The sequence below is a fragment of the Duganella sp. CF517 genome (genome assembly GCF_900110275.1).
Taxonomy (GTDB): domain Bacteria; phylum Pseudomonadota; class Gammaproteobacteria; order Burkholderiales; family Burkholderiaceae_D; genus Rugamonas.
The window spans coordinates 1,470,062-1,495,302 of the sequence record NZ_FODC01000001.1; the positions used below are offsets into that span (position 1 = coordinate 1,470,062).

Below are 25,241 nucleotides of genomic sequence, written 5' to 3' on the forward strand. Positions count from 1 at the left end.
ATGGTTAATGGATGAACAGCAAAGCGATGACAAACGGAATCAAAATACCCAGCCCGACCATCGGCCACGTGAACGGCCGGTTGGCGGCGTGGAACTTCAGGATCAGCAATCCAGTGATGCAAAACACCAGGCAGGCGCCGGCGAAGATGTCGATGAACCAGTTCCACGCGGCGCCGGTGTTGCGGCCCTTGTGGACGTCGTTGAGCCACGAGATCCAGCCGCGGTCGGTCTTTTCATATTCGGCCGCGCCGTCCTCCAGCGCGATGCGCACCCAGGCGTCGCCGCCGGCCTTGGGCATCGGCAGGTAGACTTCGTCGGCGGCCCATTCGGCGGCGCGGCCGCCGGCCTGCACCTTCCAGGTGTCGCTGAGCCATTGTTCGGCGGCCGCCGGCAGCGGCTCCCTGGCGCCGTCGTGGTCGGCGGCGTAGGCGCGCAACTGCGCCGCCAGCGCGGCCGGCACCGTGGCCTGCTGGCGCACGATGGACGGCTTGGCCTCGATCTGGGAAGCGTGGTTCAGGGTGATGCCGGTAATGCTGAACAAAAACATGCCGAGCAGGCATAAGGCCGAGCTGATCCAGTGCCACTGGTGCAGGTTCTTCAGCCATACCGCGCGGCTGGCATTGCTGGCTTGTTGAGCGCTCAAAACATGTCCTCGATCCGGTAAAAGTATTGCCCTTGAGCCAGGCACAAACACAAATGATAATTATTATCATTTACGTTGTCAACCTGTCCAATGTAACGCCTGTGTAAAGTTCGCCGGTTACACTGGCCTCACGCCAGCGTGAGAGCGCGTACAGACTGCGGCCCGGGCGACACGTAAGCTGGGACCAAATCATCCTTTTGTCATGGAGGCGCATCATGCCGCTGTATTCGCAAGACCAGATCAACACCATCTCCGCCAAGATCAAGGATGTGCGCTTCGGCATGTTCACCACCTTCGACGCGGAACACGTGCTCACCAGCCGTCCACTGACCACCCAGCAGATCGACAACGAGGGCAACCTGTGGTTCTTCGCCTCCGACGAAGCGGCCTTCATGCTCGACCTGCCTCGGAATCCAGGCGTCAATATCAGCTACTCCGACCCGGAACGCAACCTCTACCTGTCCATTTCCGGACGCGCCTATGTGCTCAAGGACCGCGCCAAGGCGCGCGAGCTGTGGAACGCGGCGGCGCGCAGCTGGTTCCCCGAAGGCGTCGACGATCCGCACCTGACCCTGATCCGCGTGCGCATCGAGTCGGCCGAATACTGGGACGCCGGCTCGACCAAGATGAAACAGCTGGTGCAGATCGCCACCGCCGCCATCACCGGCCGCGCGCCGATGGCCATGGGACGCCACACCACGATCTGCCTGTAGGCGAGCCCGGTAGCGCATCCGGGCCGAGCGCTTTGGGTGTGGCCGGACATGTAAAGCCAGACACGCGGTTAGCGTTCGCTATGCTTAACCAGGCCGGCGGATCGACCGCGAGCCGAAAAAAAAAGGCCTGCGGACGTGGCATCCGCAAGCCTCAAAACGGCGGGGCCCAGAGCAGAAGGCGCCCGCCGCACATCAACCGCACATCAGGATTTCGAGCCCGAACCGCCCGAACCGGAACGGCTGCCGCCCCGGCCCGCGCCGCCGCCCGCTTCGTCAGCATCCTCGACACGGGCGCTGGCCTTGTTGCCGCCACCCGAACCGCCGCGCGAGGCGCCAGTGCTGCTTTGACTGTTGGCATCGTTTTTGTGGCTCATCGCGCCGGCGCGACGCGCCTCTTCCGACGTGAATTCGTGGGCCGTGCCTTTTTCATGCGCCGCGCGCCCGCCCTCGGCGGCGATCTGGCGCTGCTGCTCCGGGTCCATCGATGCGAAACCGCGTTTTCTTGGCTCGCTCTGCTCGTTACCGGATTTGCCGCCTTGCTTGCCGCCCCGACCGCCGCCCTGGTTTCCACCGCCGCTACCACTCTTATCGTTCGTCGCCATGATCGTCTCCTTGGATGAATCGCGTCATCCCTGCTTGCTTCACAGGTGGAGTCATCGTAGTGCACCGCCCAGCGGCGCAATATAGGACATGCGCAGCAGAGAATGTAGGACCATTCCTTGTACGCCGGGTCGCCGCCCGCTCCACCATGCCAACCCGCCTACGCGGGCGCGACATGCGGTTTGACAGGCACCTCGACCACGGTGTCGCCGCTGCTGACGAACAGCCGCTCGCCCGGCTCGGGCAGCACCGGGTGGCCGCCGGTGAAGGCGCCGAACGCCGGCAGCACCACCCTGCCCTCGCCGACCAGGAAGCACGGCAGCAGCAGCGAATCCCAACCGGCGCGCAAGCGGTACACCGGATGCACGTGGCCGGCCATCAGATAACCGGACACCAGCAGGTCGGGGTGGTGGCAGAACGCGAACGGCGCGTGCCGCAGCGGTTCGTCGACCATGTCGATGGCCAGCCGGGCCGGCGGATCGCCGGCATGGGCGTCGTGGTTGCCGCGCACCACCGTCAGCTTCAACGCGGGCCGCGCCAGGCGCCAGCCGTGGATCGCCGTCATCGTCGCCTCGGCGTGCGCCGCCTTCGCATGCAGGAAGTCGCCCAGGAACAGGATCTCGCGCACCGCGTGCCGCGCCAGCAAGCCGTCGAGCGCGCGCAGGTTGGCCGCCGTGGTGCCGCCCGGCACCGGCACGCCCAGCGCGCGGAACGAGGCCGCCTTGCCGAAGTGGATGTCGGCGATGATCAGCATTTTCTCGCGCGGCCAGTACAGCGCCTTTTCCGGCAGCAGCAGCACCTGTTCGCCCGCCAGTTCGATGGCCAGGGTGCCGGCCATGCCGGCGACGCCGGCTTCCTCCATCTGTTGTGCCTTGCTGATTGCAATTGTCATGGTCCGGCCGCCTTTTCAAGTTCGCGCACCAGCCTGGCGACGCGATCCGACAGTTTTTCGGTACTGAGCTTTTCGCGGAAGCGCTCGACCATCAGCGCGAAGCCGAATGGCGTCGCCCGCTTGGTTCCATGATAACTGACTTGGCGCGCCTGCAACGCCTCTAATGTATTGCGCAGACGGTTCAATTCCAGTTCCTGCTCCAGCACCTCGCGCTGGGCCTGGGTGAGTAGCAGATTGCCAGCGTCGTGCTGGGTGAACACGGCGTAGAACAGCTGCGACGACGCCTGCAGCTGGCGCGCGCTTTTCGGCTGTCCCGGATAGCCCTGGAACACCAGCCCGGCGATGCGGGCGATCTCGCGGAAGCGCCGTTGCGACAGCTCGGTCGCGTTCAGGCTGGCCAGCACGTCCTCCAGCAGATGCTCGGTGCTGAACAGGTCGACGTTCGCGCCGGTGCCGCCGCTGGGGCCGATCAGCACGGCCCAGTCGATCTCCTGCGGCGCCAGCAGCTCGAAGCCGTAGTCGTTGACGGCGATCGAAAACGTCACCGGCGTCATGCGGCCGACGCGCCACGCCAGCAACGACGCCAGCCCGATGTGCACCGAGCGTCCCGCGAACGGGAACATGAACAGGTGGCGGCCCTCGCGGCTGTGCATGCTCTCGACGACGGTGGTGTCCGGCGTCGGCAGCGCCGACCAGCGCCGCTGGATCTCCAGCAGCGGTTTGATCGCCTGCATTTCCGGTCCCTCGTAGCGGTCCAGCGTGGCCAGGCGCAACTGCTCGAGCGCCGCGTGCGCCAGCTCGGACGACATCGGCATCTTGCCGCCCTGCCAGCGCGGCACCGCCCCCTTCTTGACGCCGGTGGCGCGCCGCACGTAGGCGGTCATCTCGTGCAGGCGGACGAATTCCAGGATGCGGCCGCCGAACAGGAAATGGTCGCCCTTGCTCAGGCGCGAGATGAACGATTCCTCGACGCTGCCGATGCGCCCGCCGCTGAGATACTTGACCTGCAGCGAGCTGTCGGACACGATGGTGCCGATGCCCATGCGGTGGCGCCGGCCGAGCGCCAGGTCCGGCACGCGGTAGACGCCCTCCTCGTCCGGCAGCACGCGCCGGTACTCCGGATACACGGCCAGGGTCTGGCCGCCGCGCGCGACGAAGTCGAGCGCCCACTGCCATTCTTCGGGGCCCAGGTCGCGGTACGACCAGGCGGTGCGCACCTCCGCGTACAGCGCCTCGGAGCGGAAGCCGCCGCCCAGCGCCATCGTCACCAGATGCTGCACCAGCACGTCGAGCGGCTTGTCCGGCACCGGCCGCGCCTCGATGTCGCGCGCGGCCACCGCCTGCCGGGCGCCGGCCGCCTCCAGCAACTCCATGCTTTGCGTCGGCACCAGGGTCAGGCGCGAGATCCGGCCCGGCGCGTGGCCGCTGCGGCCGGCCCGCTGCAACAGCCGGGCGATGCCCTTGGCGCTGCCGATCTGCAGCACGCGCTCGACCGGCAGGAAATCGACGCCCAGGTCCAGGCTGGAGGTACAAATCACCGCCTTCAGCTGTCCCTGTTTCAAGCCCTGCTCGACCCAGTCGCGCACTTCCTTGTCGAGCGAGCCGTGGTGCAGCGCGATCAGCCCGGCCCAGTCGGGGCGCGCCTCCAGCATGTGCTGGTACCACAGCTCGGCCTGCGACCGGGTGTTGGTGAACACCAGCGTGGTCGCGTGTTTTTCGATTTCCGCGATGACCGGCCCGAGCATCTGGATGCCCAGGTGGCCGCCCCACGGAAAGCGCGACGGATTGGCCGGGATCAGGGTGTCGACCTGGATCTCCTTGGCCACGTGGCCTTCGACGGTGACGCCGTCCGGCATCAGCGCCTGCCTGGCCTGCTCCAGGTTGCCCAGCGTGGCCGACAGTCCCCACACCAGCAGCGACGGGTTCCACCTGCGCAGGCGCGCCAGCGCCAGCTGCGTCTGCACGCCGCGCTTGTTGCCCATCAGCTCGTGCCACTCGTCGATGATGATCATGTCGAGCTGGGCGAACTGGGTGGCCGCCTCCGCCTTGCTCAGCAGCAGGGTCAGGCTTTCGGGCGTGGTGATCAGCGTGTCGGGCAGCTTCTTGTTCTGCCGTGCGCGTTGCGCGGAACTGGAGTCGCCGGTGCGCGCCTCGACCTGCCAGCCGGTTTTGCCGCCGGCCGCCAGTGCCGGCAGCGCCTCCAGCGACTCCTGCAATGCGCGCAAGGTATCGGCGGCCAGCGCCCGCATCGGCGTAATCCACAGTATTTTCAATCCGGCCTTGGGTTTGGCCACGGCCGCCGCGCGCTGCAACGCCGCGAACCACACCGCGTAGGTCTTGCCGGCGCCGGTGCTGGCGTGCAGCAGCCCGGAATGGCCGGCCGCCGCCGCCGCCCACACCTCGCGCTGGAACGGGAACACGCTCCAGCCGCGCGTGGCGAACCACGCCTTGGTTTGCGCGACCGCCGCCGTGGTCTTGAGCTTGGCTGGCACCGGGCCCGGGAGCCCGCTCATGACGTCGCCAGCAGGCTTTTCAGCGTATCGAGGGTATCGGCCTCGTCGATCGTTTTATCGTCGCGCTGGCGCAGGATGCGCGGGAAACGCACGGCGATGCCGGACTTGTGGCGCGGCGAGCTGGCGATGCCCTCGAACCCGATCTCGAACACCATGCTGGGCGTGACGCTGCGCACCGGCCCGAATTTTTCCACCGTGGTCTTGCGGATGGCCTGGTCGACCTTGGCGATTTCGGCGTCGGTCAGGCCGGAATAGGCCTTGGCGAACGGCACCAGCTTGCGCTCGCCGCCGTCCTCCTGTTCCCACACGGCGAAGGTGTAGTCGGTGTACAGCGAGGCCCGCCGGCCATGGCCGCTTTGCGCGTAGATCAGCACGGCGTCGACGCTGTACGGGTCGATCTTCCACTTCCACCAGGTGCCGACGTTCTTGGTGCGGCCGACGCCGTACTTGGCGTCGTTCGCCTTGAGCATCATGCCCTCGACGCCGCGCTCGCGCGATTCCTCGCGGATGCGCGCCAGGTGCTCCCAGCTGTCGGCGGCGATCAGCGGCGACAGGCGCAGCTGCGGCGCCGCCTGCTGCGCGCGCAGCATGTTGACCAGCTGTTCGAGCATGCGGCGGCGCTCCGACTGCGGCAGCTCGCGCAGGTCGCGGCCGTCCATCTCCAGCAGGTCGTAGGCCACCAGCACGGCCGGCAACTCGCCCAGCAGCCGGGCCGACACCTGCTTGCGGCCCATGCGCTTTTGCAGGTCGGCGAACGGCGCCGGCGAATTGCCGCCGTGCCAGATCAAAATCTCGCCGTCGATCACCACGCCGTCCGGCAGCCGCAGCGCGGCCAGTTCCGGGAAGCGCTCGGTGATCAAATCCTCGCCGCGCGACCACAGCCAGTTCTGCCCTTCGCGGCTGACCAGCTGCGCGCGCATGCCGTCGTATTTCCATTCGACCTGCCAGTCCGACAGCTCGCCGAGCGAGGCCGGTTCGCGCTCGAGCAGCGCGTGCGCCAGGAAGAACGGATACGGCTGGCCGCCGCGCTGCGCGTGCTCCTCCGGCGTGTGGGCGGCGATCAGCTGCAGGAAGCCGGCCGCCGTCGGGCTGACGCTGCCGTCGGTCCAGCCCATCAGGCGCTGCGCCACCAGCTTGCTGTCGAGGTTGGCGATGGCGCTGAGCGCGCGCGTCACCAGCAGCCGCGACACGCCGACGCGGAAGCCGCCGCCGATCAGCTTGGTCAGCAGGAAGCGCTCGCGCGTATCGAGCTGGTCCCAGTACAGCAGCAGCGCCGCGCGCACCGCCTCCGGCGCGGCGCCGCGCAACGGCGCGATGCCCAGCTCGATCCAGTCGGCCAGGCCGATGTCGCTCGGCTGGCTGGGCGGCGGCAGGATGTGGGCGATGGTCTCGGCCAGGTCGCCGACGGCGTGGTAGCACTCGTCGAACAGCCAGTCGTCGAGCCCCGAGTATTCGATGGCGAACTGGCGCAGCAGCTTGGTCGGCACCGCCTGGCGCGGCTTGCCGCCGGCCAGGAAGTACACGGCCCAGGCCGCGTCCTGCGGCGCCGCGCTGGTGAAATAGGCTTGCAGCGCCGCCAGCTTGCGGGTGGTGGAGGTCGTTTCATCGAGTTCCGCGTAAAGGCGGGCGAAATCACGCATCGGCGGCTCCTTGCGTCACGGGGGCGCCGGCGTCGGCCCCGGCGGCGGCGGTGGCGGCGGGGTCGGCCGCAATGCCGGCCGCCGCGACCTCGTCGGCCTCGTCATCGCCGTATTCGGTGTCGAAGCCGCTGGCCTGCAAGCCCTGCTGCTGCAACCAGCGCACCAGCACCGGGATCGAGCCGTGGGTGACGATCACGCGCTCGGCGCCGGTGGCGGAGATCGCCTGCATCAGTCCCGGCCAGTCGGCGTGGTCGGACAGCACGAAGCCGCGATCGACGCCGCGCCGGCGGCGCGCGCCGCGCAGCTGCATCCAGCCGCTGGCGAAGGCGTCGCTGAAGTCGCCGAAGCGCTTGATCCACGGCGAGCCGGCCGCCGACGGCGGCGCGATCACCATGGCGCGGCCGATGGCCTGCTTGTCGACCTCGCCCACCATGACGGTCGGCGGCAGCCACACGCCGTCGTCGCGGTAGACCTGGTTCAGCGTTTGCACCGCGCCGTGGCAGATGATCGGCCCGATGTCGGGGTCCAGTCCGCTCAGGATGCGCTGCGCCTTGCCGAAGCTGTAGCACTGCATGACGCTGGCGCGGCCCTGCTCGGCGTTGGAGCGCCACCAGTCGTTGATGTCGTCGTACACTTCCTGCTGCGGCTGCCATTGGTAGATCGGCAGGCCGAAGGTCGATTCGGTGATGAAGGTATCGCAGCGCACCGGCTCGAACGGCGCGCAGGTGCTGTCCGGCTCGACCTTGTAGTCGCCGGACGCCACCCACACCCGCCCCTGGTGCTCCATGCGCACCTGCGCCGACCCCAGCACGTGCCCGGCCGGGTGCAGCGAGATCGTCACGCCGTTGTGCACCACCCGCTCGCCATAGGCCAGGCCCTCGATGTGGATCGGGCCCAGGCGCGACTTGACCACGTTCACGCCCGTCTCGGCCGTCAGATAGTGCTGATGGCCGCCCCGGGCGTGGTCGCCGTGCGCGTGGGTGATGACGGCCCGTTCCACCGGCCGCCAGGGGTCGATGTAGAACTGGCCCGGCACGCAATACAGGCCTTCCTTGCGGACGACCACCAGATCGGATTGGGTTGATGCGGTTGTGGACATGGACAGCTTTCAGAAACGGCGTTTAGCCACGATAGCCGATTCTGTCGCCCGTCATATGCCTCCGTCTGTCAGGCAGCGCACCTTCATAAGGGATCGATGAACTCCGCCATGAAGCCGTTGTTGTCGTCTTCGTGGCCGTTGATGACGACGTGTTCGTCGCCTATCATCATCATGGCGGCGAGGTCGAGGCCTCCTACAGTTGGGCTTGGCTGTGCCGGCCCGCCCTCGCCGCCGGTGTGTCGCTTTTGCTGCGGTTGCTGTTGTTCTTGCTTGTCATTATTTTTTTGCTTGCCCTGACGCTGTGAGTCGGCGTTCTTTTTTCTGGTCGACATAAATTTTCCGTTTGGATTGGTAAAAGACGCGTCTCATAGAAGTCGTGACGCACTGCGACAAGAGTAGCTCGCATGGCAGGCGCGCGCCATCGGAGACTGCCTACATTTACCGTAGGAGGGACGTGGCCCCAATCAGGCGTTCACGCCTTTCATGCCCTCCCGCGGATACCGCGCGCCGGCCGCCATCCCCGCCGGCAACGCGGCGTTGATCCCGTCCAGCTCGGCCCCGGTCAGTACAACCCGCAAGGCGCCCAGGTTCTCCAGCAAGTAAGCGCTGCGCTTGGTGCCCGGGATGGGCACCACTTCGCACCCGTGCGCGCCGGCCTGCGCCAGCAGCCAGGCCAGCGCCAGCTGGGCCGGGGTGCAGCCCTTGTCGTCGGCGATGCGCCGCACGCTATCGGCGATGCGCTGGTTGGCCTGGCGATTCTCATCGGCAAAGCGGGGACTTAAAGTGCGGAAGTCCCCCGCTTGCAAGGCGGCGAGCTTCCCCGTCAGGAAGCCGCGTCCCAGCGGGCTGTAGGCGCAGAACATGGCGCCGATGTCGCGGCACGCGCGCAACACGCCGTCTTCCGGATCGCGGGTCCACAGCGAATACTCGCTCTGGACGGCGGCGATCGGGTGGATCGCCGCCGCGCGCAGCAAGGTGGCCGGAGACACCTCGCACAGGCCGATGGCGCCGATCTTGCCCTGCCGGACCAGCTCGCCAAGCGCGCCGATCGCATCCTCGAGCGGCGTCTGTTCCAGATTCAAACGATGCATATAATATAAATCGATATGATCGACGCCCAGCCGCGCCAGCGACGCCTCGCACGCCTGACGGATGTACGCGGGCGAATTGTCGACGCGCCGCGCGTAACTGCCCTTCTCGCGCACCAGGCCGAACTTGGTGGCGATGACCACCCGATCGCGCTTGCCGCGAAGAAAACGGCCCAGCAATTCCTCGTTGTGGCCGGCGCCATAGCTGTCGGCGGTGTCGAACAGCGTGACGCCGTGGGCGAACGCGGTCTCCAGCGTCTGCAGCGACTGGGCGTCGTCGGTGGCGCCGTAGAATTCGGACATGCCCATGCAGCCCAGTCCCATGCGCGAGTGTTTGTTCATGATGTGCTCCGGTTGGTTGATGACAAGCGGCGATGACAAGCAGTCTAGGGCCGCCGCGCGGCGCGCGGAATGTCCGAATTCGTGATACCTTTTAGGTATCATGAGACAACTCGACACCCACGCGCTGCGCATGTTCGTCGCCGTCGCCCAATGCCTGAACTTCCGCCAGGCCGCCGAACAGCTGCACATGACGCAGCCGCCGCTGAGCCGCGCCGTGCGGCAACTGGAGCAGCGGCTCGGCGTCGGCCTGTTCGAGCGCGACACCCGGCACGTGGCGCTGACCAGCGCCGCCGCCGCCCTGCTGCCGCGCGCGCTGCGCATCCTGGCGCTGCTCGACGAGGCCGAACTGGCGCTGCGGGCCGAGCGGCAGCAGCAGCGCCGCCCGCTGCGCCTGGGGTTGACCCGTTCGATGGAATCGGACCTGTTCCGCCGCTTCACCGACGCGCTGTCGGCCCAGGCCGGCGCGGCCGCGGACATCGTCGTCGACGACTCGCCCCGGCTGGTCGCGCGCCTGCGCGCGCGGCGGCTGGACGCGGCCATCATCGCCCTGCCGACCACCACCTTCGATCTGCCAGTCACGAGGCTGGGCAGCCAGCCGATGCTGGTGGCCTTGTCCAGCCGCCACCCGCTGGCCAGGCGCCGCGCGCTGTCGCTGGCCGATTTGCAAGACCAGCCCGTGTTCTGGTTCGAGCGGGCGCGCCAGCCGGCGTTTTTCGACCACTGCCACAGGGTGTTCCGCGAGCTCGGTTTCGCGCCGTCGTTCGTGCGCGAGCCGCCGGACCACCACGTGCTGCTGAGCGAAGTGGCGGCCGGCAACGGCATCGCGCTGCTGCCGGCGTCGTTCGCCGCGATCGCACGCCCTGGCGTGGCCTACCGCAAGCTGGGCGAGGGCGAACGGCTCGCCACCGGCCTGGGCCTGGTCGTGGCGGACGGCCATGCCGACGCCGCACTGCTGGCGCGCGTGGCCACGCAGACGCTGGCTTGACCCCGGCCGCTGCGCGTCCGGCCCGCTTGGGCTACCATAGCGGCTTGGCCGAAGCCCACCCGCGCTTCGCGGACCCTCAATCGACAAAATTGATTAATTGATTAATAGATATTAAGAATATTATGACCTTTACCCTCAGCGACACCGCCTACGGCACCGACACCCCGCAAGCCAAGATTGCCATGTTCGACGACCTGCGCTCGCAACTGGCGGGCCTGGTGCACGGCGAGCGCGACTTGATCGCCAACACCGCGAACTTCAGTTCGCTCGTGTTCAACAGCATGCCGGGCTTGAACTGGGCCGGGTTCTACTTCCTCAAGGGCGACGAGCTGGTGCTCGGACCGTTCCAGGGCAAGCCGGCCTGCATCCGCATCAAAAAGGGACGCGGGGTGTGCGGCACCACCGTGGTGGAGGGCAAGTCGATCGTCGTGCCGGACGTGCACGCGTTCCCGGGCCATATCGCCTGCGATGTGAATTCGCGTTCGGAATTGGTGGTGCCGGTGCGCGGCGCCAACGGCGAAATCATCGGCGTGTTCGATCTGGACAGCCCGCTGCCGAACCGCTTCGACCAGACCGACGCCGACGGCATCGAGGCGCTGGTCATGGTGCTGGAGGCGACGCTGGTTTAGCGCAACTGGGCGGCGCGGGCCAGCAGCAAGGTCCGCTCGCGCGCGTTCTGCGTCAACTGCGCGGCGCGTTCCAGCTCCACCCGCGCCTCGTCGTTGCGTCCCAGCCTGGCCAGCAAATCGCCCCGCACGCTCGGCAGCAGGTGGTAATTCTTCAGCGCCGCCACCTCCAGCAAGCCGTCCGCCACCTCCAGCCCCGCCTCCGCCCCGAACGCCATCGACACCGCCACCGCCCGGTTGAGCTCGACCACCGGCGACGGCGCCAGCTGCGACAACGCGTCGTACAAGGCGGCGATCCGCCCCCAGTCGGTATCGGCGGCCAGCCGCGCCCGCGCATGGCAGGCGGCGATCGCGGCCTGCACCCCATACGGCCCCAGCCCCCTGCCGGTGCGCTCGGCCCGCGCCAGCGCCGACAAGCCGCGCCGTATCAGCAACTGGTCCCAGCGCGACCTGTCCTGCTCCAGCAACAGGATCGGCTCGCCGCCCGGCCCCACCCGTGCGCGCGCGCGCGACGACTGGATCTCCATCAGCGCCACCAGCCCGTGCACCTCCGGCTCGCGCGGCGCCAGCTCGGCCAGGATGCGTCCCAGCCGCAGCGCCTCCTCGCACAACGCCGGCCGCATCCAGTCGGCGCCGGCGCTGGCCGAATAGCCTTCGTTGTAGATCAGATAGACCACCTGCAGCACCGACGCCAGCCGCTCGCCCAGCTCGTGCGCGCGCGGCGCCTCGAACGGCACCCTGGCCTCGGCCAGGGTGCGCTTGGCGCGCACGATGCGCTGCGCCACCGTCGACTCCGGCACCAGGAAGGCGCGCGCGATCTCCTCGGTGCTCAGGCCGCCCAGCAGGCGCAACGTCAGCGCCACCCGGCCGTCGGTCGGCAACACCGGATGGCAGGCCACGAACACCAGCCGCAGCAAATCGTCGCCGATGTCGTTTTCCAGCGCGTCGGCCACGGCCGCCTCCAGGTCCGGCGCGGCGTCCTGCAACATGCCTTCGATTTCGTGGGTGAGCGCCGGCTCCTTTTCCTGGTGCAGCTGGCGCCGCCGCAGCACGTCCAGCGCGCGGTTCTTGGCGACGGTGGTCAGCCACGCGGCCGGCTGCCCGGGCACGCCGGCCTCGGGCCAGCGCTCCAGCGCCAGCACCAGCGCGTCCTGCGCCAGCTCCTCGGCCTGGCCGACGTCGCGCAGCATGCGCGCCAGCACGGCGATGATCTTGGCCGATTCCATCCGCCATACCGCTTCGACGATCCGGGCGACGTCAGAGGCCACGGTTGTTCCTGCCGAAGGCGCCGCGCAGGCCCGCTTCCAGCAACTCGGCGCGCAGGCGCTCCTCGGCCGCGCGCATCTCCGGCGTGAATTCCTGGTGCTCGATGCGCTCGCACGCCTCGCGCAGCTCCAGGGTCAGGTCGCCCCGGTGCGGATACGGATAGGCCTGGGCCCAGGCGATCGCCTCGTCGCGCGTGGCCGCCTGCACCATCCAGTAGCCGGCGATCAATTCCTTCACCTCGGTGAACGGCCCGTCGACCACCGTGGTCTTCGAATTGGCGAAATGCACGCGCGCGCCGCTGCCGGTGCCGCGCAGGCCGGCGCCGGCCAGCAGCACGCGCTCGCGCACGGCCGCCTCGTTGCGCTCGTTCATGCGGTCGATGACTTCCGGCGGCGGCGCCAGGTCGGCCTCCGCCTCGACATCCGAGCGCAGGAACACCACGTAGCGCTTGAGCGCGACATCGCGCTGCGGCAGGTTGCCCAGCACCGTGCCGCGCTCGTCGATGCTGTGGCAACCGCCGACGCAGCCGGGATCGCGGATTTCATAGACCGCGCCGCTGTCGAACAGCGGCCACCAGCGCACCTGCTCGATGACGTCCTCGCGCGAGGCCGCCTCGACCAGGGTGAAACCGGCGACCAGCTCCTTGGGCGAAAACGGGCCGTCGCTGCGCAGCCACTCGCCGTCGCGGCGCGTCAGGCGCACCGCCTCGGTGCTGGGACGCAGGAAAACGCCCGGTTCCAGCGCCGGCGGCTGCTCGCCGCGCTCGGTGCTCTGGTTGGCGCGGCGCAGTACCATGAATTCCATTGCTTGCTCCTGATAAAGATTTAACGTAAAGGTAGCAGCTTCACAGGCGTGCGCGCAAGGCTTCTTCCCGCGCCACGATCTCGGGCGTGGCGGCGGCGCCGAAATCCTCCAGTTCCATCACCTGGCGGATCTCGATCTCGGACGGGCCGTCGGACGGATTCGGACAACGCTTCATCCATTCGATGGCCTCCTCCCTGGACTTGACCTGGATCAGCCAGAAGCCGGCGACCAGCTCGCGCGTCTGCGGGAACGGGCCGTCGATGACGGTGCGCGCGCTGCCCTCGTAACGGATGCGCGCGCCCTTGGAACTGGGTTGCAAGCCTTCGCCGGCCAGCAGCACGCCGGCGTTGACCAGTTCCTCGTTGAACTTGCCCATGGCCGTCAGCAAGTCGGTGCCCGGCAGCTTGCCCGCCTCGGTGTCCTCGGTGGCTTTGACGATGATCATGAATCTCATGATTGCGGCCCGCATTCCGGGTTCATCGATTGCATCGCCGCGCCCATTTCTTCCGGCGTCATGTCCTTGACATGGGTGGCGATCGACCAGTTGTGGCCGAACGGATCGACCACCTGGCCATACCGGTCGCCCCAGAACTGGTCCTCCACCGGCATGCGCACGGTGGCGCCGGCGGCGATCGCCTGCTCGAACACGCGGTCGACGTCCGGCACGTAGACGTGCAGCGTCACGGGACTGCCGTTGAGCTTTTTGGGGCCGACGCTGCCGTAGTCGGGAAACTCGTCGACCAGCATCACGTTGGAATCGCCGATGCGCACGCTCGCGTGCATGATCTTGCCGTCCGGCGTCTGCATGCGGGCCGTCTCGACGGCGTTGAAGGCTTTTTTATAGAAGTCGATGGCGGCGGCGGCGCCGTCGCAAACGAGGTGCGGGGTGACCGTGTGCATGTCGCTGGGGACAGGTTCTACTTGTGCAGTCATGGTGATCTCCTAAGTGTGGTTGAACCGAGTGAGACATCCCACTCTACCTCCACGACGAAGCCGCACAAACCGAATCGACAGTTTTTTCTAAATATTTTGAGTTTTTTCAAACGACAGATAAAAAACCGTGCTGGCGCCCGGCATGCTGTCGACCCGGATTTTACCGCCGTGCAATTCCATGATGGCGCGCACGATGGACAGGCCCAGTCCGGCCGAGTGGGCGTGGTCCGAACGGGCCGGATCGGCCCGGTAGTAACGGTCGAAGATATGCGGCAAGTGCTCGGCGGCGATGCCGGGTCCGGTATTGCTGACGGCCAATTCCACGCCGTTGGCCGTCGCCCGCGCCGACAACCCCACCTCGCCGCCGGCCGGCGTGTGGCGGATCGCGTTCGACACCAGGTTGCCCACCGCCCGCTGCAACAGCACCGGATCGACCTCGGCCCGCAGCGGCGGCGCGTCGACCATCAGGCGCACGCCGACGTCGTCGGCCAGGATCTCGAAATAGTCGTGGATGCGTTGCAGCTCGGCGCGCAGGTCGACCGCTTCGCGCCGCAAGCCCAGCTGGGCGTTGTCGACCCGCGCCAGGAACAGCGTGTTCTCGATCATGCGCGCCAGCCGCTCGTATTCCTCGGAGTTGGACGCCAGCAGCGCCTGGTACTCCTGCACCGTGCGCGGACGCGACAGCGCCACCTGCGTCTCCATCATCAGCGTGTTGACCGGCGTGCGCAGGTCGTGCGCGAGGTCGGCGGCAAAGCCGGACAGGCGCTGCACGCCATCCTCCAAGCGGTCGAGCATGGCGTTGAAGGCTTGCCCCATCTCGCGCAGCTCGACCGGCGCGTCCGCGACCGACAGGCGGGTGTTCAGGCGGCTGGTGTTGATGGCGTTGGCCTTGCCGATGACCGAGCGCAGGCGGCGCATGCTGTGGCGCACGATGGCGTAGCCGAGCAACGCGGCCAGGGTGGCGCCCACGCACAAGGCGACGAACAGGTCGACGGCGTAATCGCGCATGATGCGCAGCCGGTCCGAGCGCTCGCGCGCCAGCGTGATCTGCACCGGCTGGCCGTCCGCGCCCACCAGCCCGACCGCGCTGACCATGCGGCCGGTGCCCATGGCCGGCGTCCAGTCGTGCACGTCGGCCAGCGTCAGCGCCCGCCGCGGCGGCACGCGCTCGACCTGCGGCAGCGGCCGCGACGTCAGCGAGGTGCGCAGCAGCGACGCGCCGTCGGCGCCTTTGACGCTGAGCATGAAATCGTCGTGGCCGAACAGCGCCTCCGTCAGCGGACGCGGATTTTGCACGATCGCCTGCGGCGACGGCAGCTCGGCCAGGATGCGGCGGATCTGCGCCACCTTGCCGATCAGCTCGATATCGTCGCGCTCGGCCATCTGGCTGGCCAGGGTCTGGTACAGGTAGGCGCCGACGGCCAGGAAGGTCGCCACCGCCACCGCCGACAGCAGCAGCGCCACCCGCACGGTCAGCGACAGCGGACGCGGCCTGCGCGCCGCCTTGGCTGCCGGCGCCACCGTCACGCGCGCTCCTCGACCAGGTAGCCGATGCCGCGCACCGTCTGGATCAGCTTGACCGGATACGGATCGTCGATCTTGGCGCGCAGCCGGCGGATCGCCACGTCCACCACGTTGGTGTCCGAATCGAAGTTCATGTCCCACACCATCGACGCGATTTGCGTGCGCGACAGCACCTCGCCCTGGCGCTTGGCCAGCAGGTGCAGCAGCGCGAACTCCTTGGCCGTCAGCTCGATGCGCTGGGCCTGGCGCGTGACGCGGCGGCGCAGCACGTCGATCTCCAGGTCGGCCACGCGCACCACGTCGGCCTCGCGCACCGGCCCGCGCCGCATCAGCGTCTTGATGCGCGCCAGCAGCTCGGCAAAGGCGAACGGCTTGACCAGGTAATCGTCGGCGCCCAGTTCCAGCCCCTTGACCCGGTCGGCCACGTCGTCGCGCGCGGTCAGGAACAGCACCGGCGTGTGCTTGCGCTCGCGCAGCTTGCCCAGCACCGCCCAGCCGTCCAGTTGCGGCAGCATCACGTCCAGCACCACCAGGTCGTACTCGTGCGCCAGCGCCAGCGCCAGTCCGTCGACGCCGTTGCGCGCCAGGTCGGCCGTGTAGCCCGACTCCCGCAAGCCCTTGACCAGGTAATCGCCCGCCTTGGGCTCGTCTTCCACCACCAGTATTTTCATGCCGTCCATTGTCGCGGGTTTGAGGGCCGTTGTGGATTACAAATCCGTCATTCGGCCGCCAAGGATACAGGACCGGCCGGCGCGGACCCAGCCGAATGTGTTGTTCGGGATGCACGCCATATTGATCAACCATCCCTTTTCGAGCGGCGCCACGTCCCGACCATATCCGTTCAAAAACAACAGCTTACCCGCCGCCGCGACGCCATTTCCTTAAGGCTATTCCGCCAGCGCATAACCGGACCGAAAAAAGGAATAACCGCCCTTCGACGATGTTTCTGCACCATGAGGCAAGTCGGCGCGCGCACGCTGCGCCGCCGGCCAACCTATTGTCAATAAATCACTACAAAAGCACCGGAGGGAGACTGACTTTGTATAACTTGAAGAAAACCGCGATCGCCATGGGCGTCGCCCAGATCGTCCTGCTGCACGCCGGCGCCAGGGCCCAGGCGGCCGACACCGATACCGCCGCACCGCCGGTCGTCGTGGTCAGCGGCCAACGCGCAGCGCTGCAATCGGCGCAAAAACTCAAACAGAACGCCGACGAGGTGGTCGATTCGATCGTTGCCGAAGACATCGGCAAATTGCCGGACCGTTCGGTTACCGAGGTCTTGCAGCGCATCGCCGGCGTGACGATGGACCGCAACGTGGTCGGCGATCCGAACCGCCAGGCCGTTGAGGGTTCGGGCGTCTCCGTGCGCGGCCTGACCTACGTGCGCTCGGAGGTCAACGGCCGCGACGCGTTCTCCGCCGGCGGCGGCCGCTCGCTCGGCTTTACCGACGTGGCACCGGAGTTGATGGCGGGGGTCGACGTGTACAAGAACCCCTCCGCCGAACAGATCGAAGGCGCGGTTGCCGGCCTGGTCAATCTGCGCACGGCCATGCCGTTCGACTTCAAGGGCTTCAAAGGCTCGCTCGTCGCGTCGGAAAGCTACTCGAGCCTGAACAAGCAAAAGGCGCCGACCGGGGCCATCCTGCTGTCGAACCGTTGGGACACGCCGTTCGGTCAATTCGGCGCCCTGGTCGACCTCGCCTACGCCAAGAGCCCGACCCGCACCGACGCCATCGGCGTGGAGCCGTATTTCCCCCACGTCAATTCAACCGATCCCGCCAAATACGACCCGGCCCGGACCAGATGGATTCCGCTGGGCGTGGGATACCGCTCGCAAGACTTCGAGCGCATCCGTCATGGCGACTACGCGGCCTTCCAGTGGCGGCCGAACCGCGATCTGACGGCCGGCCTGACGTACTTCAAAACCAAGTACAACGAAGACCTGAGCGAGCACCTGGTGGCGCCGGCCGAAGACAAGTGGTACCAGCAGGTCGCCAGCCCGGATTCGGTGTTCGACAGCAACGGCGCCTTCCAGAGCGGCACGATCACCAATCCGACCTACGGCGGCTCGCCGTTCAACAGCTCGCAACGGATCAACAAGCGCCAGGCGGGCACCCGCGACATCGCGCTCAACGTGCAATGGCGCGTGACGCCGGAGCTGACCTGGACCAACGACTTCCAGCACGTGCGGTCGACCACCGAAGGCTTCGACGCCGACGTCTCCACCGGCTTCATCCTGCCGAGCCAGGCGATCGACACGACCGGGAAGATCCCGCACGTCGGGCTCGCTTCGGCAGCCTACATGGCCGACCCGAACAACTACTATTGGGCGTACACCCAGGAGGCGCTGGACAAGGCCAAGGCCGAGCAAAAGGCGTGGAAGTCGGACCTCAAGTTCGACTTCGACGATCCGGTCCTGCGCGACATCCGTTTCGGCGTGCGCATGGCCAACCGCGACGGCGAGAACAACCGCGCCCAGAAGTTCTACAACTGGTCGGCCATTACCTTCCCATGGATGGAGGGCTGGCAGATCAACGGCGTGGCGCGGCTGGGCGACCCGCGCTTTAGCGGTGGCTCGTCGCTGTATCAGGTTCCGAATTTCTTCGACGGCAAAGTCGCGGTGCCACCGATGCTGTTCGCCAGCGAAGCGACCGTCCGCGGCTTCCCGGACGAGTGGAGCAAGATCCACGCCTACCACGATGTGCTATGCAAGGAAAAAGGCTCCACCTGCGATCCCTGGGTGCCAGCGACCTTCGACACGCCCGCCGCGCGCAATGCGCAAACCGAGAAGACCCGCGGCGCTTACACCCAACTGCGCTTCGGTTTCGACAATCTGAAATACCCGATCGACGGCAACGTCGGCCTGCGCTTCGTCAGGACCACCGGCACGGCCAACGGCTACGTGGCGTTCACGCCGCCGCCGCCGACTTCGGTCGCGCCCGGCGCGGTCGTCACCGGCCAGGAAAAATTGATCAACATCCGCGCCTTCGCCGAGCCGCTGTCGTACGACAGTTCGTACGATAACTGGCTGCCCAGCCTGAACCTGCGCATGAAGTACAACGACAAGCTGCAGTTCCGCTTCGCCGTGGCCAGGTCGATGTCGCGTCCCGACTTCAACCAGCTGCAGGCGCAGACCACGCTGACCGCCTCGAACCTGTCGACGACGATCAAGAATGCCGCCGGCGAGACCACCGCGGTGCAGTTCAACGGCACCAGCCTGACCGGCACCACGGACGGCAATCCGCTGCTCAAGCCGGTCACGTCGACCAACGAGGACTTGACCGTCGAATGGTACTTCGCCCCGGCCGGTTCGCTGACCTTCTCGGCGTTTAACAAGCACATCAACAACATCATCGTCACCCAGACGTACGGCAAGACGGTCAAGGATGTCAACGGCCAAGACCAGACGTTTGCCGTCACCGGCCCGGTCAACGGCGCCAAGGGCTTCGCGCGCGGCGTCGAAATCGCCCACCAGCAGTACTACGATTTCGTGCCCGATTGGCTCAAGGGCATCGGCACCCAGTCGAGCTGGACGTACGTGTCCAGCGAGCGCAAGCTCAAGCGCCCGGTATACGAGCCCTGGTGCTCGGGCAACGACGCCGCCAGCAACTTCAACCTGTCCATCAACGGCTGCGATACCGATGGCCGCGCGTTCGGCAAGACCCCGCTGCAAGGCTTGTCGCGCCATACCATCAACTTCGCGCTGATGTACGAGCAGCATGGCCTGTCGGCCCGCCTGGCCTACAACTGGCGTTCGAAGTACCTGGTGGCCGTCAACACCTGGGGCAGCCGTGGCACCAATGGTCTGAACACCAACCCCGCCGCCCCGGCGGACAAGTACCTGGTACCGACCACCGTCCACGACCAGGCATACGGCCTGCCGCTGTGGCAGGCGGCGTACGGCCAGCTGGACGGGTCGATCTTCTACGACTTCACCGACAAGCTCCGCATCGGCCTGGAGGCGCAGAACCTGAACAACGCCAAAACGCGCCAGATCATGCAACAGCATGCCGGCATGTTCACCCGCCAGGTATTCATGAGCGGCCCGCGTTACGTCATCCAGGCCCAGTACGCGTTCTAGCCAAGCGCGATGCCGGGCCATGCCCGGCAGCGACCGCGCGCCGCCGCGATGGCGGCGCGCGGTTCACAAGCCAACCTCGCGGGTTGGCTTTTTTTCGCGCCGCGCCGGCTCAACGCGCCGCCTCCCGCAGCGCCGCGCCCTCGAAACCGGCGTCGACGCCGGCGGCCGATTCCACCAGCACGGTCAGCTCGCGCGGTCCGCTGCCGGGCGGCAGCGCGACCGACCATCGCTCGGCTTGCGCAGCGGTCTTTTTGGACAGCAAGCTCCCATCGAGCCACACCTCGGCCACGCCCCGCAACCCGGCGAACTCAAGCTTGGCGGTGCCCTGTTGCAATGCGGCGCGCGGCGCCAGCACGGTGCGGTACAGCCGGTACCGGGTTGGTTCGCCGGCGCCGGCGCCATCGCCCAGCCGCATCGGCGGACGGCCTGGCGCCCACGAATTCATATCGAAGCCGGCCAGCTTTTGCCCGGGGTCTGGCCGCCGCGCATAGACCGGCGAAATCCGCCAGTCCACCAGCGCGGCCGGCGCCGCGCCGGTGACCGGCACGCTCGCCACCGGCGCGGCGCGGCGCACCGGAATCGTCAGCCGCGCCGGCTGCAGCCCATCGGCGCTGGCGGTGATCGCCAGGTCGCCGGCGGCATCGTCGTGGGACTGCACGATCAGCTGTGCCAGGCCGTTGAACAGGCGCCGCCGCGCCCCCTTCTCATCCTCGTGGGAGTTCGGATCGCCGTTGCCGTGTCCGATCGACCGGCCGCTGCCGGAGATGGCAAACGTGACGAGCGGGCTGGCATCGGGCACCACGCGCCCGGCCGCGTCGAGCGCGCGCACGGTGACCGGCATGGCGTCGCGGCCGTCACCGTCGAGCTGGGCGCGGTCCGGCAGCAGCTCCAGCCGGACCGCGGCGCCCGCCGTTTCGACCACGGCGCGCGCCACTTCCCGCCCCTGCCGGTAGCCGATCGCTTCCAGCCGGCCGGGCTGGTAAGGCACCTCGAAATGGTTCATGCGGACATTGTCGACCGCCTGTCCACCGATCCGCCGCCCGTTGAGCAGCAACTCGATGCGCTCGACATTGGCCATCACCATCACCCGCTTGTTCTTGCCCTCGTCCCCCGGCCAGTTCCAGTGCGGCGCGATGTGGACCAGCGGCTGGTCCTTGATCCATTGCACTTGATGGATGTAGTACGCCGTCTTCGCGAAACCGTTCAGGTCCATGATGCCGAAGAAGGAACTGACCGATGGCCATTCGTGCGGGGTCGGCTCGCCGCGGTAGTCGAAACCGGTCCAGACGAAGCCGCCGGCGAGGTACTCGCGTCGCCGTATCGCTTCCCAGCCGTCGCGGTGACTGCTGCCCCATTGGGCGAAATCCTCGTCGTAGCTGGCGATCGTATGCTTGCCCGGATCGGTGACGAATTCACCGCGTGTCATGAAGGCGGAGGTGTCCTCGGAACTGGTGAATGGCAGGTCGGGGAAGGCGCGGTGGATCGCGTCGTAGTCGGCGGCCTGGTAGTTCGCTCCCAGCACGTCCACGGCGTGGGCCACGTTCAGCGGGCTGAAAAAGCCGCCGTTCATGGCGGCGGTGACAGGACGGGTATCGTCGAGCGCCCGCACCCGCGCCACCATCCGCCTGGCCATTTCGTAGCCGGCCCCGGTGCCCTGCATCGGCTCTTCGTTAAATACCGACCACAGCACAACGCCGGGCCGATGGCGGTCGCGTTTGACCATCCATTCGAGCTGGAGCATGTAGTCCGGCGACGGGTTGAAATTGCGGTTTTCGTCCATCACCAAAAAGCCCATGCGGTCGACCAGGTCCAGCACTTCCGCGGCCACCGCGTGGTGCGAGAAGCGGATCGCGTTCACGCCCAGTTCCTTCAGGCGGCGCAGCCGGTATGCCCAGATCGCGTCGGGCAGCGCGACGCCGACGCCGGCATGGTCCTGGTGGATGCACACGCCCTGCAGCTTGACGTGTCGGTCGTTCAGCAACAAGCCGCGCCGCGGATCGAAGCGGATGGTGCGCAGTCCCGTTTTCAGTTCGTGCGCGTCGATCACCCGGCCGGCCTGCAGCACCCGCGTGCGAACGTTGTACAGGCGGGGCGTGTCGATCGACCACGGCACCGGCTTGGCGATGGGGATCCGCAAGCGGGCGCTGGCCGGCGCCAGCGGATCGATGGCGACGCGCCGGCTGGCCGTGTGCACCGGCCGTCCGGACGGATCGGACACGTCCACCTGCACCGTGACCTGCGCCGGCGCGCGGGCGGCGCTGCCCAGCGTGACCGCCACCGGGATCGACCATGCGCCGGCCCGGTCGCGGCGCGGTGTCGCATGCACGCCGTCGGTGGCGATGTGCACCGGCGCGCGCTTGACCAGCCAGGCATGGCGGTAAATGCCGGCGCCCTCGTACCACCAGCCCTCCATCCGGGTGGCGTCGACCCGCACCGCGATCGTATTGAACTCGTCGCCATAGCGCAGGTACGGCGTGATGTCGATATTGTTGCCGGTGTAGCCCGACCAATTGCGGCTGACCAGGTTGCCGTTGACCCAGACGGTCGAGTGGGTGGCGATGCCATCGAACTGCAGCTCGACGTGGCGACCGCGCTCGGCCGCATCGAGCCGCAGATAGCGCCGGTACCAGCCGATGCCGCGCGGGCGATAGCCCTGCGACACGTTCGCTTGCGGATCGAACGGTCCCTCCACGGCCCAGTCGTGCGGCAGATCGACCGGGCGCCATTGGCTGTCGTCGTAGGACGCGGCGGCCGCGCCGGTGGCGTTGCCGGCCTTGGCGTGCAAATAGCTCTCGGTATGCCCGCGCACTTCAGGCGTGGCGATATCGCCAAGATGGAATACCCAGCCGCGATCCAGCGACAGGCGTTCGCGTCCGGTCGCGGCGCCGGCCGCGCCGGTCCAGGACTGCAACGCCGCCCACAGTAAAGCCAGGATCCACCAGCGGCATGCCGGTCCGCGCGGCGCGCTCACGGCAGCACCTCGAGGCGGGCCTCCAAGCGGAGGTCGTCGGAGGCGGCGCCCACCATCAGCCTGAAGCTTCCGGGTTCGACCACGCTGGCCAGGCTGGCGTCGATAAACGACAGCGTGGCGCGATCGATGGTGAATTCCACCTGCGCCGACGCGCCGGGCTGCAGGCCGACCTTGCGGAAGCCGCGCAGCAGCCGCACCGGCCGCGCCAGCGAGGCCACCTCGTCGTGCACATACAACTGCACCACTTCCTCGCCGTACACGGCGCCGCTGTTGGTCAGCGTGAAGCGCAAAGTGGCCTTGCCGTCGGCCTTGATCGCCGCCGCGCTCAGGGCCGGCGCGGTGTACTCGAACGTGGTGTAGCTGAGCCCGTGCCCGAAGGCGTACAGCGGGGTGTTGGGACTATCGATGTACTGGCTGCGGTAAGGGGCGCGCACCGCGCCGGCCGGGCGCCCCGTCATGTAGTGCGCGTAGCTGATCGGGATCTGCCCCACCGAGCGCGGGAACGTGATCGGCAGTTTGGCCGACGGATTGACGTGCCCGAACAGCAGGTCGCCGATGGCGTTGCCCCCCTCGCTGCCCGGCAGCCAGGCCAGCAGGATGGCGCCCGCATGCTCGGCGACCGTGTTCAGGATCAGCGGGCGCCCGCCCAGCACCACCGCCGCCACCGGCTTGCCGGCGCGCGCGACCCGTTGCACCAGTTCGTTCTGGCGCCCTGGCAGGCCGATGTCGGCGCGCGAGCGGTCCTCGCCCGTCATGTCCCAGCCCTCGCCGACTGCCAGCACCACCAGGTCCGCCTGCAGCGCCGCCGCTTCGGCGGCGGCGAAGCCGGCGTCGCTGGCGCAATCGACGTCGCACCCGTCGAGCACCGTCACCTGCGTGCCGGCGGGCGCGCGCGCCTTGATCGCCTCGGCGATAGTGACGACGTGCTGCGGCGACGAATTGACCAGCCAGCCGCCCTCGAGGTCGCGGCGGGCGCGCGCCAGCGGGCCGATCACGGCAATATGGCGCACCCGCGGCGGGATCGGCAGCAGCCGTTCGTGGTTCTTGAGCAACACCGCCGACTTGCGCGCCGCTTCCAGCGCGACCAACCGGTGCGCGGGATTCGACAGCGCCTGGCGCTCGCGCCGCTCGTCGGAAAAGCGGTACGGGTCCTTGAACAGTCCAAGGCGCGCCTTCATCTCGAGCACCCTGCGCACGGCGGCGTCCAGCGTCGGCGTGGCGACCGCGCCGGAGCGCACCGCGGCGGCCAGCGCCTTGTCGTACACATGGCTTTCCATGTCGATGTCGTTGCCCGCATTGAGCGCCAGCGGCGCGGCGTGCGCGGCGTCGCGCGCGAAGCCGTGGGTGATCATCTCGCCCACCGATCCCCAGTCGCTCACGACGATGCCGTCGTAGCCCCACTGGCGGCGCAGCAGCGTGGTTTGCAAGTAGCGGCTGCCGGTGGCCGGCACGCCGTTGAGTGTGTTGAAAGCGTTCATGAAGGACGCCACGCCGGCATCGGCGGCCGCCTTGAACGGTGGCAGGTACACGTCGTGCAGTTGTTGCAGGCTCATGTCGACCGTGTTGTAGTCGCGGCCGGCGAGCGCGGCGCCGTAGCCGGCGAAATGCTTGGCCGTGGCCATCACCGCGTCGGTGTCGCCCAGGCGCCGCTTCTGGAAGCCGAGCACCCTGGCGCGCGCGACGGCGGCGCCCAGCCAGGGGTCCTCGCCGGCGCCCTCCATCACCCGGCCCCAGCGCGGATCGCGCGCCACGTCGACCATCGGCGCGAACGTCCAGTGGATGCCGGACGCCGATGCTTCGATGGCGGCGATGCGGGCCGATTGCTCGATCAGCCCGAGGTCCCAGGATGCCGTCTCGCCCAGCGGGACCGGGAACACGGTCTGGTAGCCGTGAATGACGTCCAGGGCGAACAGCAGCGGAATTTTCAGGCGCGAGCGCATCGCCCATTGCTGGTACTGGCGGGTCGCCGCGGCGCCGCGGATGTTGAGCATGGAGCCGATCCGGCCGGACCGCACGGCGGCGGCGAGATCCTCGGCCTTGGCGGGACTGACCGGCCCGGTCGCGTCGGCGCCGGCGACCTGGTTAAGCTGGCCGACTTTTTCGTCGACGCTCATGCGGGCCATGAGCGCGCCGACGCGACGGCTGTCCTCGGCGGATAACGCGGGCAGTCGCGCGGTCGCCTCGGCGGCCACGGCGGCCACGGGCAGCATGACGGCGGCGAGCAACGCGGCCGCCGGAAGATGAGAACGCATGTAGGCCTTTCCAAAAAGTGAGATGGGGCGTCGGCGCCCCCGGCGGGGCACGGGACAAGTAACTTGCCTACAGCGCGCGCGGCGCATCCCCGCCGGCGCGTTCAAGCGCCACCGGCCCGGCAAGTTTGGAATCGCTTCCATGCTTGGTATTATATCGACGGCACTCGCTAACGAATCAGAATCGTCGCCATTTGGCTATTCCATTTTTCGCCAAACCCATATTGATTTTTCGTAATCGATAGCAATTCGATGCGATTGGTTAAGACGGC

The 25,241-nt window shown here is 67.8% G+C and carries 20 protein-coding genes; 4 read left to right on the forward strand and 16 right to left on the reverse strand.

What is annotated here, in order from left to right; all coding sequences use genetic code 11:
• Window positions 1-4 precede the first annotated feature (4 nt).
• On the reverse strand, window positions 5-643 hold the full coding sequence (locus BMX85_RS06445) for a PepSY-associated TM helix domain-containing protein (protein WP_090314845.1): 639 nt from the start codon (window positions 641-643) through the stop codon (window positions 5-7).
• Window positions 644-858: 215 nt separating this feature from the next.
• Here BMX85_RS06445 and BMX85_RS06450 point away from each other — a divergent pair, with 215 nt between their 5' ends.
• Window positions 859-1,356, forward strand: a complete 498-nt coding sequence (locus tag BMX85_RS06450) for a pyridoxamine 5'-phosphate oxidase family protein (RefSeq protein ID WP_090314847.1) — start codon at window positions 859-861, stop codon at window positions 1,354-1,356.
• Between the two features lie 203 nt (window positions 1,357-1,559).
• On the opposite strand, the gene BMX85_RS06455 is transcribed toward BMX85_RS06450, so the two are convergent.
• From BMX85_RS06455 to BMX85_RS06485, 7 genes are all read right to left on the reverse strand, one after another.
• Window positions 1,560-1,958 carry a KGG domain-containing protein gene (locus tag BMX85_RS06455; protein ID WP_090314849.1) on the reverse strand — a complete coding sequence of 133 codons (399 nt, stop codon included), beginning with the start codon at window positions 1,956-1,958 and terminating at the stop codon, window positions 1,560-1,562.
• 158 nt (window positions 1,959-2,116) lie between these two features.
• Window positions 2,117-2,794 (reverse strand): ligase-associated DNA damage response endonuclease PdeM, encoded by a 678-nt coding sequence (gene pdeM / locus BMX85_RS06460; protein ID WP_090315291.1) that lies wholly within the window; start codon window positions 2,792-2,794, stop codon window positions 2,117-2,119.
• Between the two features lie 50 nt (window positions 2,795-2,844).
• Window positions 2,845-5,361 carry a ligase-associated DNA damage response DEXH box helicase gene (locus BMX85_RS06465; RefSeq protein ID WP_090314851.1) on the reverse strand — a complete coding sequence of 839 codons (2,517 nt, stop codon included), beginning with the start codon at window positions 5,359-5,361 and terminating at the stop codon, window positions 2,845-2,847.
• Window positions 5,358-7,001 carry an ATP-dependent DNA ligase gene (locus BMX85_RS06470; RefSeq protein ID WP_090314854.1) on the reverse strand — a complete coding sequence of 548 codons (1,644 nt, stop codon included), beginning with the start codon at window positions 6,999-7,001 and terminating at the stop codon, window positions 5,358-5,360. The genes BMX85_RS06465 and BMX85_RS06470 overlap by 4 nt, the downstream gene beginning before the upstream one ends.
• Complete coding sequence (locus BMX85_RS06475) at window positions 6,994-8,100, reverse strand: ligase-associated DNA damage response exonuclease (RefSeq protein ID WP_090314856.1); 1,107 nt, start codon at window positions 8,098-8,100, stop codon at window positions 6,994-6,996. Before BMX85_RS06475 ends, BMX85_RS06470 begins: the two co-directional genes overlap by 8 nt.
• An 83-nt stretch (window positions 8,101-8,183) precedes the next feature.
• Window positions 8,184-8,432 (reverse strand): hypothetical protein, encoded by a 249-nt coding sequence (locus tag BMX85_RS06480; RefSeq protein ID WP_090314858.1) that lies wholly within the window; start codon window positions 8,430-8,432, stop codon window positions 8,184-8,186.
• 132 nt (window positions 8,433-8,564) lie between these two features.
• A complete protein-coding gene (locus BMX85_RS06485) occupies window positions 8,565-9,530 on the reverse strand; it encodes an aldo/keto reductase (RefSeq protein WP_143067913.1) in 966 nt (321 codons plus the stop codon).
• Between the two features lie 100 nt (window positions 9,531-9,630).
• Here BMX85_RS06485 and BMX85_RS06490 point away from each other — a divergent pair, with 100 nt between their 5' ends.
• Both BMX85_RS06490 and BMX85_RS06495 read left to right on the forward strand, forming a co-directional pair.
• Window positions 9,631-10,515 (forward strand): LysR family transcriptional regulator, encoded by an 885-nt coding sequence (locus BMX85_RS06490; RefSeq protein WP_090314860.1) that lies wholly within the window; start codon window positions 9,631-9,633, stop codon window positions 10,513-10,515.
• Window positions 10,516-10,637: 122 nt separating this feature from the next.
• Entirely contained in the window at window positions 10,638-11,144 is a 507-nt protein-coding gene (locus tag BMX85_RS06495) for a GAF domain-containing protein (RefSeq protein WP_090314862.1), read from the forward strand.
• On the opposite strand, the gene BMX85_RS06500 is transcribed toward BMX85_RS06495, so the two are convergent.
• The 6 genes from BMX85_RS06500 to BMX85_RS06525 all read right to left on the reverse strand — a co-directional run bounded on the left by BMX85_RS06500 (window position 11,141) and on the right by BMX85_RS06525 (window position 16,339).
• Window positions 11,141-12,367 (reverse strand): RNA polymerase sigma factor, encoded by a 1,227-nt coding sequence (locus BMX85_RS06500; protein ID WP_177196679.1) that lies wholly within the window; start codon window positions 12,365-12,367, stop codon window positions 11,141-11,143. The two genes, BMX85_RS06495 and BMX85_RS06500, sit on opposite strands and share 4 nt — an antisense overlap.
• Window positions 12,368-12,398: 31 nt before the next feature.
• Window positions 12,399-13,211 (reverse strand): YciI family protein, encoded by an 813-nt coding sequence (locus tag BMX85_RS06505; RefSeq protein ID WP_090314866.1) that lies wholly within the window; start codon window positions 13,209-13,211, stop codon window positions 12,399-12,401.
• Between the two features lie 40 nt (window positions 13,212-13,251).
• Entirely contained in the window at window positions 13,252-13,665 is a 414-nt protein-coding gene (locus BMX85_RS06510) for a YciI family protein (RefSeq protein WP_090314867.1), read from the reverse strand.
• On the reverse strand, window positions 13,662-14,144 hold the full coding sequence (locus BMX85_RS06515; RefSeq protein WP_090314869.1) for a VOC family protein: 483 nt from the start codon (window positions 14,142-14,144) through the stop codon (window positions 13,662-13,664). The genes BMX85_RS06510 and BMX85_RS06515 overlap by 4 nt, the downstream gene beginning before the upstream one ends.
• Before the next feature lie 87 nt (window positions 14,145-14,231).
• A complete protein-coding gene (locus tag BMX85_RS06520; RefSeq protein ID WP_229210301.1) occupies window positions 14,232-15,671 on the reverse strand; it encodes a heavy metal sensor histidine kinase in 1,440 nt (479 codons plus the stop codon).
• Entirely contained in the window at window positions 15,668-16,339 is a 672-nt protein-coding gene (locus BMX85_RS06525) for a heavy metal response regulator transcription factor (RefSeq protein ID WP_090315297.1), read from the reverse strand. Before BMX85_RS06525 ends, BMX85_RS06520 begins: the two co-directional genes overlap by 4 nt.
• A 368-nt stretch (window positions 16,340-16,707) precedes the next feature.
• Between BMX85_RS06525 and BMX85_RS06530 the strand changes: the two genes are divergently transcribed.
• On the forward strand, window positions 16,708-19,749 hold the full coding sequence (locus BMX85_RS06530) for a TonB-dependent receptor (RefSeq protein ID WP_090314871.1): 3,042 nt from the start codon (window positions 16,708-16,710) through the stop codon (window positions 19,747-19,749).
• Window positions 19,750-19,858: 109 nt separating this feature from the next.
• Here the strand turns inward: BMX85_RS06530 and galA are convergent, their stop codons facing one another.
• Entirely contained in the window at window positions 19,859-22,720 is a 2,862-nt protein-coding gene (gene galA, locus BMX85_RS06535; protein WP_229210302.1) for a beta-galactosidase GalA, read from the reverse strand.
• On the reverse strand, window positions 22,717-24,972 hold the full coding sequence (gene bglX, locus BMX85_RS06540) for a beta-glucosidase BglX (RefSeq protein WP_090314873.1): 2,256 nt from the start codon (window positions 24,970-24,972) through the stop codon (window positions 22,717-22,719). Before bglX ends, galA begins: the two co-directional genes overlap by 4 nt.
• Between the last annotated feature and the right edge of the window lie 269 nt (window positions 24,973-25,241).